General features: G+C 46.1%; 12 protein-coding genes. 5 read left to right on the top strand and 7 right to left on the bottom strand.

What is annotated here, in order from left to right; all coding sequences use genetic code 11:
• Positions 1–114: 114 nt before the first annotated feature.
• On the bottom strand, positions 115–846 hold the full coding sequence (locus NDI48_20910; protein ID MEP0833628.1) for a thermonuclease family protein: 732 nt from the start codon (positions 844–846) through the stop codon (positions 115–117).
• A gap of 453 nt (positions 847–1299) precedes the next feature.
• Between NDI48_20910 and NDI48_20905 the strand changes: the two genes are divergently transcribed.
• Entirely contained in the window at positions 1300–1656 is a 357-nt protein-coding gene (locus NDI48_20905) for a hypothetical protein (protein MEP0833627.1), read from the top strand.
• 278 nt (positions 1657–1934) lie between these two features.
• Positions 1935–3545, top strand: coding sequence for a diguanylate cyclase (locus NDI48_20900; protein MEP0833626.1), 1611 nt, complete (start codon positions 1935–1937; stop codon positions 3543–3545).
• A 142-nt stretch (positions 3546–3687) separates the two neighbouring features.
• Here NDI48_20900 and NDI48_20895 read toward each other — a convergent pair whose 3' ends face one another.
• Together NDI48_20895 and NDI48_20890 are read right to left on the bottom strand one after the other, a co-directional pair.
• The gene (locus NDI48_20895) at positions 3688–4062 is read right to left on the bottom strand and encodes a DUF1257 domain-containing protein (protein ID MEP0833625.1); all 375 of its coding nucleotides are present in this window, start codon (positions 4060–4062) and stop codon (positions 3688–3690) included.
• A gap of 137 nt (positions 4063–4199) precedes the next feature.
• Positions 4200–7502: a glycoside hydrolase family 15 protein gene (locus NDI48_20890; GenBank protein ID MEP0833624.1), complete on the bottom strand. Its 3303-nt coding sequence runs from the start codon at positions 7500–7502 to the stop codon at positions 4200–4202.
• Positions 7503–7690: 188 nt separating this feature from the next.
• Here NDI48_20890 and NDI48_20885 point away from each other — a divergent pair, with 188 nt between their 5' ends.
• A complete protein-coding gene (locus NDI48_20885; protein ID MEP0833623.1) occupies positions 7691–7843 on the top strand; it encodes a chlorophyll a/b-binding protein in 153 nt (50 codons plus the stop codon).
• A 286-nt stretch (positions 7844–8129) separates the two neighbouring features.
• Here the strand turns inward: NDI48_20885 and rpoD are convergent, their stop codons facing one another.
• Both rpoD and NDI48_20875 read right to left on the bottom strand, forming a co-directional pair.
• Entirely contained in the window at positions 8130–9251 is a 1122-nt protein-coding gene (gene rpoD / locus NDI48_20880) for an RNA polymerase sigma factor RpoD (GenBank protein MEP0833622.1), read from the bottom strand.
• A 905-nt stretch (positions 9252–10156) separates the two neighbouring features.
• Positions 10157–10861 (bottom strand): polysaccharide deacetylase family protein, encoded by a 705-nt coding sequence (locus NDI48_20875; GenBank protein ID MEP0833621.1) that lies wholly within the window; start codon positions 10859–10861, stop codon positions 10157–10159.
• Positions 10862–10974: 113 nt separating this feature from the next.
• On the opposite strand from NDI48_20875, the gene NDI48_20870 reads away from it, so the two are divergent.
• Positions 10975–11445, top strand: a complete 471-nt coding sequence (locus NDI48_20870; protein MEP0833620.1) for a hypothetical protein — start codon at positions 10975–10977, stop codon at positions 11443–11445.
• 93 nt (positions 11446–11538) lie between these two features.
• Here the strand turns inward: NDI48_20870 and NDI48_20865 are convergent, their stop codons facing one another.
• Both NDI48_20865 and NDI48_20860 read right to left on the bottom strand, forming a co-directional pair.
• Positions 11539–12252 (bottom strand): hypothetical protein, encoded by a 714-nt coding sequence (locus NDI48_20865; GenBank protein ID MEP0833619.1) that lies wholly within the window; start codon positions 12250–12252, stop codon positions 11539–11541.
• A 142-nt stretch (positions 12253–12394) separates the two neighbouring features.
• Complete coding sequence (locus tag NDI48_20860) at positions 12395–12976, bottom strand: hypothetical protein (GenBank protein ID MEP0833618.1); 582 nt, start codon at positions 12974–12976, stop codon at positions 12395–12397.
• 420 nt (positions 12977–13396) lie between these two features.
• Here NDI48_20860 and NDI48_20855 point away from each other — a divergent pair, with 420 nt between their 5' ends.
• On the top strand, positions 13397–14311 hold the full coding sequence (locus NDI48_20855) for an alpha/beta hydrolase (protein MEP0833617.1): 915 nt from the start codon (positions 13397–13399) through the stop codon (positions 14309–14311).
• The last annotated feature ends 23 nt before the right edge of the window (positions 14312–14334 follow it).

Here is a 14334-nt window from a genome sequence, read left to right as displayed (position 1 = left end):
CCCAATGCGACTTGTACTCCCCTTTTTTAAGCGTCTAAACAACCTCTTCCCCATCCGCGTATGAACTCCGGCCCTTCCTTTGGGAATAAGGGGGTTATCAAAACGGATTAGGTATTATTTATTGCTCCGTCGCCACTCCCAAGCCGAGGTATATTTTTTATCACCCCAAACTCCCACACGCCGCTTCTTGGCATCTGCTTCTGCCGCCTCTACAAGGGCTGCACTGGGACAGTTTTTTAAGTAGGGTCGATAAACTTGCGCGAGTCCTTCAGTTACCAAAACCTGCTGAATAAAAGTGCCATCGGTGAGACGAACTTCACTGATTTTACGTCCATATTGATCTGTATCAGTGACAGTCAATTTAACACGATCACCGCTTTGCTTGACCAATTGTTGCACTCGCTGCTGGGCTTTTTCCCCCCACTTAAATTGGGTCTTATCCACCAATTTTCTGCTTTTTCTCTCCTCTACCTTATGAGGAACTTCCGGTGCATCCACACAAGCGAAACGCACGCTAATATTTTTGCCAGAGGGGTCGGTAACGGTGATTGTGTCTCCATCAGACACTCGTTTTACGGTATAGCCACCTCCTCCAAATAGGCTTTGAAGTGATTCGCATCCTCCTAAAGTAATAATTAGGATAGTGGCACTCAGCCATAGAAAAGATTTGGGTATCAATCGAAAAAACATGAGCTTTTGAATGGGTCGAAAATTATTCACTCGCCGGATGCAGTTTTTGGAGATGGGTTCGTTAATCTTAATCTTACTGCGCCAGTAGTTCCTCCTCCTAGTTCTGACTCGACCCAAATCCAACCCCGATGCCGTTCCCCAATCTTGTCTCGGCAACCAGTGCCATACCTGCACCTGAGTAACGCTTGACGAGCCAGTCTTGATCAGTTTTGATGTTCCTCAGCTGTGGGTGCCAACGTAGCAACGGTTCTAGCCCTGGCTGGGAGAGAGAGTTTTGCGATCGCCCCTTATGTCAGTGTCATTCGTCTTACCTGAGGGATTGAATGCCATTTATTTGCCAGTGTAATCATTATTTTTAGTTTAAAAATTTGTAAATTTATCAAGGTAGAGTTTCTCCGTAAGAGATAATTAATGTAGATAAAGTAAACCTTAAAAAACCTTTACAATCTTTGAAAAAATCAGTGAGTCAAGGGTCTTTAGCTCTGGGACTTAATTAACCAAAAGATTGCAGGACTTGAGCCTGCCTTTTAGTTTTTTAAGGCTATTTATTAACCTAAAAAAAATTCCTGGATTTTCAAGGATTCACATTTTTTATAAACGGAGTCAACAATGGAAAAAACAATTGATGATTTAATGTTGTCGAGGATTAATGAAATTCTTGATCAAGTATTAGAGACGTATCCGGATTATCCCTATCAAAAAGCATTGAATGATTGGGAATTCCGGCGTAACTTACTCACTCGTGTCCTGAGTCAGTTATCAAATTGGCATCCGACTGAAGAACACCCTGGAGAAGCATCCAGTGATTCTGAGCGTTTGCAACTTTCTCCAGAGGAGAAGATACATATTCAAAATCTACTTCGCCAAGAAATCGCTTATATCATTCAACAAAAATCTGAATGTATCAGTCGAACCGCAACTGAAGAAGTTGATTCTTGCTCTATGCCTTCCCACTGGTTCGGCTAAGGGCTGATCAAGTCTTACACTCTGCTAAGCAATTTTGACAAAAGTGTAAGAACTTCAATTGAGTAATAGACGTTGAGTTGAATGCAATCAGGATTCATTCCCCCTCATCAGAAATGAATTTCGAGGGGGATGTTTTATTTTTGCACCTGATTATTAGCTTTTCAACATGCCTACAAAAAACGTTAGAAAAGATTTAAGATTTACCAAATAATTGAGTTGGAAAATATACTGAGCTGCACCTATCATCAAGATCAAGCTCTTCTAAAAAACCTTAACTGATGAGTATTCAGGCAAAATCTTGCCAATTTGAAGCCAAGCTACGGGAATCCGAGAAACTCCTCCGACTTATCCTGAGCAATCTTTCTGATACGGTTTTAATTACGGATGAGACTGGAGCATTTACTTATATTTGCCCGAATATAGAATGTATTTTTGGCTATTCTTCCCAAGAAGCTCAAGAATTGGGGAATATTGCCAACCTGTTAGGAAATGACTTTTGTGAGCTTGATACATTCAAGCACTCCAGAGAAATCTGCAATCTTGAATGGACGATTAGGGATAAAGCTGGCAGAATCCACACGATCCTGATTAATGTGAAACGTGTAAAAATTCAGGGGGGAACCCGACTTTATAGCTGCCGTGACATTACAGAACGCAAAATTTTACAGGAGGCTCTACGTCAATCTCATGAAGAATTAGGAAAACGAGTGCTGGAGAGAACCGTTCAACTGTGTGAATCAAATGCACTCTTAAGAGAGGAATTGATTGATCGCAAGCGAGCCGAAGCCGCACTGCGCCGGAGTGAAACCGAACTGCAACAAGCTAACGAGAAGCTCGTCCGCTGGGTAGACGAACTGGAACAGCGCAATCAAGAAATGGCGCGGTTGGCCAAAATGAGTGATTTTTTGCAAACCTGCGTGACGCTTGAAGATGCCTACAGTGCCCTAGCCACGCTAGTACAGCCGATCTTTCTCGGTAGTTCGGGCGGTGTATTTTTGCTGGATTCAACCCAAAATCAGTTAGAGGCGGTAGCAACTTGGGGACTCGCGCTCAAGAGTCAAATTGCATTCTCTTTGAAGGAATGTTGGGCACTACGACGGCGTCGCTCTCGTTTTGTGCAGCATACTCATTCTCAATTACGGTGCCAACATATTCTGGCTGATCCTGCTCCGGCTGAATCCCTATGTGTGCCGATGATGGCAGAGGGAAAAGTGTTGGGTCTACTCTATTTAAGTTCACTCAAACAAGGGCACTTAACTGATACGAAACAAAAATTAGCGGTGACGGTGGCGGAACACCTAAGTCTGGCTATCAGTAATTTAAAACTCCGGGAGACTTTAAAACATGAGAGCATTCACGACCCCCTGACGGGTTTATTCAATCGACGTTACATGGAAGAATCCCTGAAACGGGAGATTTTCCGCGCTCAGCGTCAGGGGCAACCTGTGGGTGTAATTATGATTGATATTGACCACTTTAAGCAATTTAACGACACATTTGGGCATGAGGCGGGAGATAAAGTTTTGCGAGAATTGGCGAGTTTTTTGCAAATCAATATCCGCAGTTCAGATATTGCTTGCCGCTATGGAGGTGAGGAATTACTTCTGATTTTGCCAGATGCCTCTTTAGCCGATAGTCGGCATCGAGCTGAGCAACTGCGACAAGGAGTGAAGCAACTTCAGGTGGAGTATCGAGATCAACTCCTTAATAGAATTACAATTTCGCTGGGAGTGGCGTGCTTTCCAGCGGAAGGTTTGACGGGTGAAGCCATCATCCAGGCAGCCGATACGGCTTTATATCAGGCGAAAAAATTGGGACGCGATCGCGTGGCGGTTGCCTCTACCTCAGCTTTAAAATTAGAGGTTAATTCACGCTCGTTAGACCCCTAACTATCATGTCACGCCGAAAAGATGAGTCTCTAGATATTATTTAACGTACCCTACCATCAAAATAAGAATTTTCGATATTGGAGAGTGAGGTGACTCCCTCACCCCCTAAATATCAGCACATGTCAGCATCGACGACAGCGAACTACACCCACCGTCCCACAACGACTCGCACTGTGCCATCTTCCAGGGTTTCTTCCTGCTCCACATTAAACCCTTGCTCTTGCACGGATGCCATTAGAGTTTTGTGGGCGTACTTTTGCATCAACGAGTTAATAAACCCTTTCTGATCAATTCTCGCGCCCCAGAAATCCGCCACTAATTCATAAGTTTCACCATCGTGACGAAAGCCCAAATCATACCCATTATCCTGCCGGATCACATATTCAGCTTTGGCGGTGTCTCCGAGGTATCCCCTGACTTTTTTGTTGCACTCTACCTTGTATCCCAATTCTTCCAATGCCTGATGCAGCATCTCGCCATTTTTGATTTGAACTTTAATGGTTGTGAAATGAGACATATCGATTTTGGATGTTGGATTAATTGAATTTGCCTTGATGCTTGGCAATCTCTTCCCGAATCACGGGGATTAGTTCTATGGTAATCTGCCTCATCCTGGAAGTGCGATCGCTCTTTTCCCTAATCCCCGTTTTTGCTCTAAACAGCCGTCGCCTGTCCCACCTGAGTTAAGAAACGGAACGCCTTCAGGATATGACCTGCACACTCAGTGGGTGAGGTATCGTAAAAGGCACGCCAAGCCGCCGCCTTATACTCATCATATCGATCTGCTTTTTCGGGAAATCGCTCCAACCAGGCCAAGCGTACAGCATGACCGATGAGAACATCGAACACAATATACTCTTCCACTTGTAACTCCGGATTGCGTTCTGCGATCGCCGCCAGTTCCATCAACGCCTCAATATTGACTTGGCGATATTCTGGCGCTTCAATCTTATTGAGCAAATGCTCCACCCGCAAGGCAAAATTCTTTTCCCCTGGTGTCATCTCGGAGAGAATCGGAGCGCTATCCAAGCGATTCCGACGCTCCAACTTATCCCCAATCACCAAACCCCTACAATGTTTCATCACTAGCCAAACACTAGGATAGAAGTTTTTGGGAACCCGACCGGCTGCACCATCTAACTGCCGCTTTCTTACCCAACTGCCAACCGTGGGTGTCTCCTCCGTCTCCTCCCGTTCGCCCGATAAGACACCCCAATTAATCTCGCGATCAAGTCGCTTGACGTGCAATGATTCTTGTTGACGCAGCTTTTGGTTCATGCCCTCATATCCCGCGATACAAGAGCGTAACCGCATCTTAATTTCAAATGGGCTTAAGTGCATGAGTCGCTCATAGGCTTCATCCTGAGTCACCCCTACTTCAGCCGCCAGTTCGCTGGTTAATAGCAGAATCAGGTACCCCACTCGTAGCGTCAGCAAACCCTTGAGTAAAGAGGGTTCTGCTTTGATAATGGTACCCAAATAAATCAGAATTTCTTGGGTCAAAACGCGATCGCGAATATCTTCCCGACAGAATTCATCAATCTTCGCTTGAAGTTCCAAGTGCGACATTGGATTTTTAATCAGCGATGCCTCACTATAAGCTCTTCCCACGGTAATCTGCTTACCGCGCACCAACATTTCCGTCACTGCATCCGACAAACTGATATCCGCCTTGTTCAGCAAACCAGCGGCTTGACGTACCACCGCCCAGTAAGGAGAAACCGATTCAGTACCCGCTTTGAGATAAACTTCATTCAGCAAATCCGCCACTGTCACCCGTGGCCCTGGCCCCCCAAATCCCGTATCGAAATCTAATCCCCGCAGACGTTTCAGAGTACGCAACAACTCGATTTGTTCGTAGAGGTTATCCGATTCCCGCAAACTGTCCAGCAATAACCCCAGATTTGTTTCACACTCCAGTAAAAATTCCTGAGTATGTCCTAATGGCCCATGTTGTCCAGGACGACTAGTTAAGTAATACTGACGTGGAATCGCATCTTTAACCGCTGATTGGGTAAATTCAAACTCTTGTAGAAAATCGATGCGTTCGATTCCAGCCGTGAGTAACAATTGATTGAGACGCCCTAGCTTGACCCGAACACCTTCACACCAACCTTCTTTTAGTTGCTGAATTAACTCTAAAAGGGGTGAATCTTGGGATTTTGGATGGGAAATTGAGAGATTTTCGCCTTCTCTGCCTCTGTGCCTATTCTCCATCGCTTCCCGGCTGGTTTCCCACATGGTATGAGTTAACAACAGCGTCATCGTTGGACGACCGAGTTCACTCCAGTGGCGCTGAATGTAGGCGAGTTCACTTTTAATCTGATCCACCAGAAAATGGTAATCCAGAGTCAGATAAAACTGCTGCTGATCCAAAAACGCAGGCAGAAACACAATTGTTTCTTGCCCAATCCGAAAGATTCTCGACGTTGTCAGACTCCGCAACCGTCGCACCGGGCGTCCCGTTAACGAAAGCGCATCACAATGCCCCATTTGAGCATAAACCGTTGACAGCTCGATCGCCTGACGCACCTGCATCGGCTCTACCTGTTTGGGGGTTTGCGTGGCAATCCCGTAAGTGGCTAGTTGAGTCTGTAAATCTTCATCCTCTGCGAGTAGAGCAATTTGCACCACCGGATCTTGATGACGCCCGATGCATAAATGACGCCCCAAGGGGTCAATATCTCCAGGTGCGATTAGTCCTTCACTCAGCATCTGACCCAAATAGTATAAACTCTGTGCCCACACCAAAGGCACATTTTCGTTAGGAAGACGCCTCTGGCTACGAGGAGACTGCCGCTCTGCTTCGATGTTCTCCTGGGGTACGTAATACAATTCGGGTAGCAGTTTGAGTCCGTCTCGCTCAACTAACAAACTTTCTAAACGCGCTTGATAGTTTTGAACTTGCTCGGTGTCTCCCCGAAAAAGCCCATCGAGCACCAGATAGGAAAAAAATAAAGGCCACTCGCACTCAATATGTTCAAACTTTTGCAGTTCCCAGGGGTCGTAGTGCAGGCGTGTAGTATCTTCTAAAACTGTTTGGTGACCATCCCGCAGGAAGCGTTTGCAACCGTATCGCCCTTCTAGCTTCTTGACGATGTCGTTCTTGGTTCGTTCGATGAGTTCGGCGTCTTCTATGGCAAAGGCGGGGAATCCAATCACACTTAAAAGAGCCGCATCTGTTTCTTTGGAACCCGACTCGCGGGGCAGAAGATATTCTAGTGTAATTCGCGATCGCGCCATTTCATCGGGTAATACATGAATCACAGACGCCGCTGAACCCCGAACACCGAATAAATCTAACCCATTAATCGCTTCCAATGCCGCTTTTGCCATCCCAACCGAACTTGCGTTCAGTTCAGGATTGCCATGATTGACCTTATTCCCTCGCTCCCAGATGCCGTAATCGGGTGTACGATACGCCCGACCGATGTAATAAACAAGATTTTGGACAAAGCTAACTTCGTCGATTGTATAGATGATGTACAGCCCTGATGCCGTCATCTGAGCCAGCATCAGCAAGAACAGGGAGGTTGCATCCAGTTGCAAATGACCCCACTGGTCATCGCCCACAACCACGTCGCCCGTGCTGGTATTGTATTTGGCGTGCAGGGCGTCCATCAGCGATTGGGTTTCTTTAAACTGTTCTACTTTGTGAGCTTGCCGCATCATGCAGAACAGCAGCCCCCGCATCAGCTTGACAACGTTGTGTTCCAGTTCAAAGGTACGCCCACCATCTGCATCGAGCTTGCGGTAAGCCAAGGCTAGTCCCCAAACCGCCAAAATACTGTAAACGTTATCCCGTACCCAGGCGTCGGTGTAGTCGCCGTGGGCATTAATCGCCGTACTGGCTGGTAATAAACCCGTCATCGGGTTTTGGCGTTTCAGGATGACCGCCTTGATTTGGTGGTAGTAATAATCTAATCGAGCGGGTAGTTGGGAAGCGATGATAGACATAATCCCTTTCTTAATAAGTCTCGGAATTTAGAGCGGCGGCTCTTGTAGGCAATCACCTATCTCAACCTTTATCCATACCTTAAACAGAATCTATTCAGATTGCAAAAACAGAGGCTTGCCGTTTTGCCAACCATTGGTTACATTAGTTTACATACAAGTTTACACAAGTTACCAACGGAGCAAAAACTATGCAAGGCGAATCTCGCAACGATGCCAAATTCGGCTTTACGCCTCAAGCAGAAAATTGGAACGGTCGTTTAGCCATGATTGGCTTCGTTGCCGCTCTGATTACTGAGTTCGTTACAGGTCAAGGTGTATTGCACTTCTGGGGTTTGCTGTAATTCCCTAATTGTCCAATCTGTAGTCAATCTCAATTCATTCGCTGGGTGTTTATTAATAAAGAACCCAGCTTTTTTGTTGGTAATTTGCTGTTTTGGCAAGGCTATAAGCAAAGTCAAAAGTCAAACGTTAAAACAGCAAACCCCTATGTGGATCAGGATTTTAGCGGTTGCCTATATGCAAGTTAAATGTGTAATAGATTATTGTACAGGATTAATTAATAATTAATAAAGAGGAGCGGCATTAAAGTCGCTCCTCTCTTTTTGTACCAGTCTTGTGACCAGCTATTTAGCGAATGTATTCTTTGAGAATACTGTTGCGATTGGGATGGCGCAGTTTGCGGAGCGCTTTGGCTTCAATTTGCCGAATTCGTTCGCGAGTGACGTTGAAAATTTGACCAATTTCTTCCAGGGTCTTCATACGTCCATCATCCAACCCGTAACGTAAGCGGAGAACATCACGTTCGCGGGGGCTAAGGGTGTCAAGAACGCTTTCGAGGTCTTCCCGAAGCAGATTTTTGGAAACTTGATCTTCTGGAGTTTCGCCATCGGCTTCAATAAAGTCTCCAAGACGGGAGTCTTCTTCTTTACCGATCGGTGTTTCGAGGGAGATGGGAAGTTGGGCAGATTTGGCAATGAATCGCAGCTTCTCGATGGTCATTTCCATGCGATCAGCAATTTCTTCTTCGGTGGGCTTACGACCCATTTCTTGAGAGAGGATTTTAGTAGTTTTTTTGATCCGCGAGATTGTCTCGTACAGGTGAACAGGTAAGCGAATCGTGCGGGACTGATCGGCTATAGCACGGGTGATAGCCTGCCTAATCCACCAAGTTGCATAGGTGGAGAACTTGTAGCCTTTTTCATGATCAAACTTCTCAGCGGCACGAATTAAACCTAGAGAGCCTTCTTGAATCAAGTCTTGGAATGAAAGACCTCGATTCATGTATTTTTTGGCAATGGAAACAACCAGACGCAGGTTAGACTGTACCATTTTGTCCTTCGCTCTCCGCCCTACGTAAAGGCGGTGACGGAAGGCTTGCAGAGGCATGTTCACCTCGGTTGCCCATTCGCTATCTTGTGGCTCTCGCTCTAATTGATCAGACAAGCGATCGCGTACACGCTCTAACTCTAATAAATCCGCAATTTTACGAGCCAGTTCAATCTCTTCATCTGCCCGCAACAACCGAATTCGACCGATTTCTTGCAGATACAGGCGAATTGAATCTTCTGTATAGTGTTTTTTCTTTGCTTGTGCGCGACGACGGGTAGAGCGCACCTTTCCAGGCTTACCGTCTTCCTCATCCGGTTGAGCGTCCACCAGCTCGTCTCGGTTCGCTTCATCCTCGATCAAGAATTCAAACTCGCTTTCGGGTTGAGTTAGTGTTGCGAGTACGTCGTTTGCCTGGGTCATGCCTTTTTCCTCATGCTCCTTCAATTAAAGACCAGTAGATAGTGTTTGTTAATCTACTTACATAGCGTAGCCAGTGAGTCACTTTCTGTAGCATTCTAGGTCTTCTTTGATCGCTGAGTTCGACCCGTTAGATTCGGCATCTACTTTCGCTCCTCAACGTTCTCGCGAATGCTCGCTTACAGTAAGTTTGAATTCTGGCTTCTCTTGAGACTTTTTGATTGTAGCCTTAATTACCAAATTTGGACTTAGGTTTTTAGCTTCAATCTCAAAGGTGATGAATCTAATTTACAAATTGCTTTTACACAAAGCTAATCTCACTGGAATTAATGCACCCATAGTCAATTCATTTTGCTTGAGTTACCTTGTCCTGGGGCTTGCGCCAAAAACTCTATCGGCTGGTGTTAGCTAGGTTCCGATTCTCCTATGCTGTGTTCACAAGCTGATTCGAGATCATTATCATTATCAAATGTAATGTGAGGGTTGTCGCTACTTTTCGGGTATCTCTTCGGGTCGGAAATTGGAGTAGTCTCTCCTTGTGGGGCCAATCTTTCCTAAATCTACTCTAGCTTCAATCTTGATGACCCCAGATAAATAGCTGAAATACACTAAGCCATTTTAATGAATTCAGCGGATAGATGACAGTAAGGGGAGAGCTGGAAATCCATAGTGCCACGAGTTTTTTGGTACAAATGTTCTTTTTTGACCTCTTCTGTGACTACGTTAGCGAAAATTTTCGACGTGGGGACATTTTTCTCTAACTGGAGACCGATAAAGTTTCAACCAAAGATGCGTTTGTGTAAGACATCCGTAAAACAACTGTTTTAACACACAAACTTAGCACTTGCGTCAAGATCCAGATTAAAAAAGCTTGAGAATATCCCCCAGATGACAAAAATTACTTCGCCTTAGGCAGGAGAAAGTTGCCATAATTGGTCGATCGTGATGAAATCATAACCTTGCTCTAACAACCGAGGGATTAACTGAGCCGTTGTTTCAGCCACATCTTGTCCTCCGCAGTAACCATCGTGTAAGACAATCAGCGACCCATTGCGAACCTGCTGTAAAACTCGCTGCACGACGACATCAATGCCAGGGCGCTCCCAATCTTCCGGTACAACGCTCCACATGACGGGTCGGTAATTCCACTGGTGCAATAAACTCAAAGTCTGGGGGGTAAACAAACCATTGGGAGGGCGAACGTCTCGAATACGGTCTGGGTGGAGGTGACAAGCCTTAGCGTCATGTGTAGCGGTCGCCAGCGCGGCGCAAATCGCTTCTTGAGTTTTCGCCAAACTCTGCTGGAGTGCCTCCGGCGAGAGCAAGGCAAAGGAGTCATGGTAATATCCATGTAACCCAATCCAGTGATCCCGCTGATAAACGGCTTGAGCAATGCTAGGTGCCCGCTGCACACAAGCCCCCAGCCAGAAAAAACTCGCTTTAATGTTGTAGTGGTCTAGAACTTGCAGGAGTTCTGGGGTGTACTGCGGATGGGGGCCATCATCAAAGGTCAGGGCGATGGTTCGTGACGCGGTCGTTCCTGACCAAAGACAACTGGGAAACAACGGTTTCAGAATTTTGTACACAATAGGGTAAAGCGGAGCAAGCTGCATTCGGTTGTTTTTTCTGAGTTACTAGAGGTCAGGTGGAGTTAGAGAGTCTTAATTTCAGCGTCAACCGTTACCTAAAGTATCGCCAGCTCTTTTTGTTCTGGGTGAGCTGCTGTGTGGCAGTCACTCTCAGCGGTTGTGACACGGTGACTACTAATCAGTATGAAGCAACTGCACTCACCGCTATGACTTGGCAAGTCCAGTATTTCACTAGCCCTGCAAATGAAAAGCAGCCGCGTTTTGAAGAGTTCGCCTCAAATTCCCTACTCAACCGCAATGGCGAGAAACCCAAAGAGGCTGTGATTGGACCCGATGACAAAGGCTTGTGGTGGTCTGCACTGCCGCCACGACCCAGTATCAATGAAGTCGAACAACGGCAAATGTCTGGGGAAGAATTTAGCAAACCCGAAATATTACGTAATGTAAAATACGAAATGACTTACCAACAAGATGGGCAGACGGTAACGCTACCGACCAACTACGATGTTTACCGACAGGTTGCTAGAGCCTATCCTTCCCGTAAACCTTTGCAGCTCACTCTGGGAGTTAACAATGCCTCTGTCACCAAAGCTGAGCCGATACAGTAATCGTCAATAACCCCGTCCAAACCCTCACTGAAGCAGGAGGGGGCAAAGTAAAATTTAATCTCCACTTTATTCCAGGGATTAGCAGTGGATTGATTAGCGGTGGAGTTTGTCAGCAGACTGCTTCAAAACCATGGGGACTTGCAAAGGCTGAGTACCTTTTCCTAACATCCGGTTATTGTCTAGTACCTGAAGACCATCAAGAACTGCTCCTCGAATGACGGCTTCCTGCTCATGAGTTAACATCAAGCGAAAGCAATCAGCGACAACACAGCGCTCTGACAGGTGTAAGAAGGGGTCTGTTCCCCACTGGGTTAGTTGTTGCACTGCGACTAAGCGCTTGACTGGGTTAGCGTCGGTGAGACCGCTAAGCATCTGATCCAGGTTAACTACATTCTGACTCGCTGGGCGGTTGAGCGTCTGCCAAACTACGAGGGTGAGAATGGTGAGGTTGCCCAAAATTTGAACTATTGTACTAGCTGCAATCCAAGGGCTATCAGAGTCAACCCAAATGGAAATGATCATGTAGGTACTGAGGGTAGCCATAGCACCACTACCAACAGCTCGAGTTAATGGCTGATTATACCCCCTCAAAAACTGGCTTAAACTCGACCAGTAACGTTGCCAGTCCCACTCTTGCATCCTGTAGACTAGCAACATGACCAACGCACCGATACTTGTTGCCAGCAGAAGCTTCCAATGCCAAAAAAGCATTGCTACAACGAGGGTTAGACCAACAACCCAGCCCCCAGGTTCACGTAACTGTTGTAGATAAAGCGGCTTAAACGCTCGACCTTTGACTTTTGCCATCAACCGATTTTCAACGCTTTCAATTGAGTGGAGGAGTTGCTGCCACCCCAGTAATCAAATTAATCATAGGCGATAAGCGGGTCAGTTCGATCGATTAGCAGACTGGGAGGCACTATCGTCCCAAACGGTAGCAATATGTAGCTTAAAAAGAAAAACTTAGGTCAGATAGAGTCAGTTGACCATCAAAGGCATAGAAGGTAATCCGAGAAATATGGGGTACCTCAATTCGGAATGAGGCATTGGGCGGAACGGGCGAATCAGAACCGGCTAAGTTGGCTTTGCTCAGAGACTTCCGAATCAGGAGTTTGTTCTGGTGATCGTAGGCAGACAGCAGCATCCGCTGAGAACTGGTGACATGGCAGCAGAACTGATGAACAGGGTGTAAAAATGTCACTTCCAGCCAACCACTTTTAGGCGCTCCCATGAGTACCGTCGTCCCCGTCTGAGGTGGGGGATAGGCTGGGTTTGAGGGCTGTAGAGCGATCGCATTTTCAAAGGTGATCCCGTAGTGGTGAAACTGGCGATCCACAACTTCAAAGCAATTTAAGTCTTCCAGGTTAAGACAGACGCTAGAAGGTCTTCTCACGACTAAATTAGAGTCAAATTCAGCTACGTCCCAATCGGGAGAAGCAATTACGGCTTGCGGCTCCTTTAAGTCAGTGTCCGACTCAAAAATATTAGAATCGCTGACTTCATTCAACTGGATACTGCACTGTATTGCCATAACACTAATATGAACGCACTTTCTCAAAAACCGCCTGACCGTCAACGGAGTTGACGCGGAACCAGCGAACATTTTTTGTTTTTACGTGAGCCAGCCATCCCTCAATCCAGAAACATCTTTGCATCATCTAACTTCTCAAATCACCATTGCGGAAGGATTTTATTTATTCTGATTTATTTTCCTTGGCAGGAAAATACTGTTCCGGAAAAAAGCAGACAATCAAGACTACAAAAGTCTTTTAAAGAATTACTGATTTGAGTTCGTACTTTTTTAGGACAAGCTCCCACTCCTCTAAAATATTTTGATGAAATGTGAGTCTTCCCAGTTCCCCAACTCTAGTTGTGTCCAAGAATCAACCAAGAGTAAGAAGTGGTCTTACGCCAAAATCAGGGATGATGACAGTAGTGATGAGGTTTGGGCATGATTGAGCCAAATGGTTTTAAGCAGCACTCCGTGGTGACCTCGCTGGGACGAATGGTGTATTACACCGCCGAGGGGGAACCTTGGCAGGAACCCGAAGCCGCCGACCCCACAGATCAGCCATCCTTAGTGTTCTTGCATGGCTTTGGCGGTGGTTCATCTGCCTATGAATGGTCAAAGGTATACCCAGCCTTTGCGACTGAGTATAAAATTCTTGCACCCGATTTAATTGGTTGGGGTCGTTCAGCGCACCCTGAACGGAATTACAAAATAGATGACTACATTACTACAATCATAGAGTTCATTGAACAGACTTGTACAGCACCAACATCAGTCGTTGCTTCTTCTCTGACCGCCGCCTTTACGATCCGAGCGGCGATTGCTCGTCCTGAGCTATTTAAATGTCTGATTCTCACTACACCCGCAGGACTATCAGATTTTGGGGAAAACTACACGCGCAGCTTTTTTGCACAGTTGGTCAGCACCCCCATTCTTGACCGTATCATCTACAGCACAGGTGTTGCCAACAGCGCGGGTATTCGCAGTTTCTTGGAAGGTAGGCAATTTGCCCAGAGCAGCCGAGTTTATGAAGAAATCGTTAACGCCTATTTAGAATCAGCTCAGCAGCCTAACGCCGAATATGCTGCATTGGCCTTTGTGCGGGGAGATTTATGCTTTGACTTGTCGCTATACATTCCTCAATTGACTACCCCCACGGCCATGATCTGGGGACAGAAGTCCCAATTTACAGGGCCAGAAATTGGTCAACGCCTTGCCTCACTCAATCCAAAAGCTATTCGCATTTTTCAACCTCTTGACGATGTTGGGTTGACACCTCAGTTAGAACTGCCTGCGGTAACCATTGGTTTAATCCGGCGATATTTAAAATCTCTTAATTCCGGGACTGGGGATTAGAAAAGAATGAAGGATGCAGTATA

The sequence above is a fragment of the Microcoleus sp. AS-A8 genome (genome assembly GCA_039962225.1).
GTDB lineage: Bacteria > Cyanobacteriota > Cyanobacteriia > Cyanobacteriales > Coleofasciculaceae > Allocoleopsis.
This window is presented reverse-complemented; position numbering and strand designations above follow the sequence as displayed.

Excerpts from the sequence above, each read along its gene's own strand:
- NDI48_20905 (MEP0833627.1), top strand. The coding sequence starts at position 1,300 with ATGGAAAAAACAATTGATGATTTAATGTTGTCGAGGATTAATGAAATT.
- NDI48_20900 (MEP0833626.1), top strand. The coding sequence starts at position 1,935 with ATGAGTATTCAGGCAAAATCTTGCCAATTTGAAGCCAAGCTACGGGAA.
- NDI48_20895 (MEP0833625.1), bottom strand. The coding sequence starts at position 4,062 with ATGTCTCATTTCACAACCATTAAAGTTCAAATCAAAAATGGCGAGATG.
- NDI48_20890 (MEP0833624.1), bottom strand. The coding sequence starts at position 7,502 with ATGTCTATCATCGCTTCCCAACTACCCGCTCGATTAGATTATTACTAC.
- NDI48_20885 (MEP0833623.1), top strand. The coding sequence starts at position 7,691 with ATGCAAGGCGAATCTCGCAACGATGCCAAATTCGGCTTTACGCCTCAA.
- rpoD (MEP0833622.1), bottom strand. The coding sequence starts at position 9,251 with ATGACCCAGGCAAACGACGTACTCGCAACACTAACTCAACCCGAAAGC.
- NDI48_20875 (MEP0833621.1), bottom strand. The coding sequence starts at position 10,861 with ATGCAGCTTGCTCCGCTTTACCCTATTGTGTACAAAATTCTGAAACCG.
- NDI48_20865 (MEP0833619.1), bottom strand. The coding sequence starts at position 12,252 with ATGGCAAAAGTCAAAGGTCGAGCGTTTAAGCCGCTTTATCTACAACAG.
- NDI48_20860 (MEP0833618.1), bottom strand. The coding sequence starts at position 12,976 with ATGGCAATACAGTGCAGTATCCAGTTGAATGAAGTCAGCGATTCTAAT.
- NDI48_20855 (MEP0833617.1), top strand. The coding sequence starts at position 13,397 with ATGATTGAGCCAAATGGTTTTAAGCAGCACTCCGTGGTGACCTCGCTG.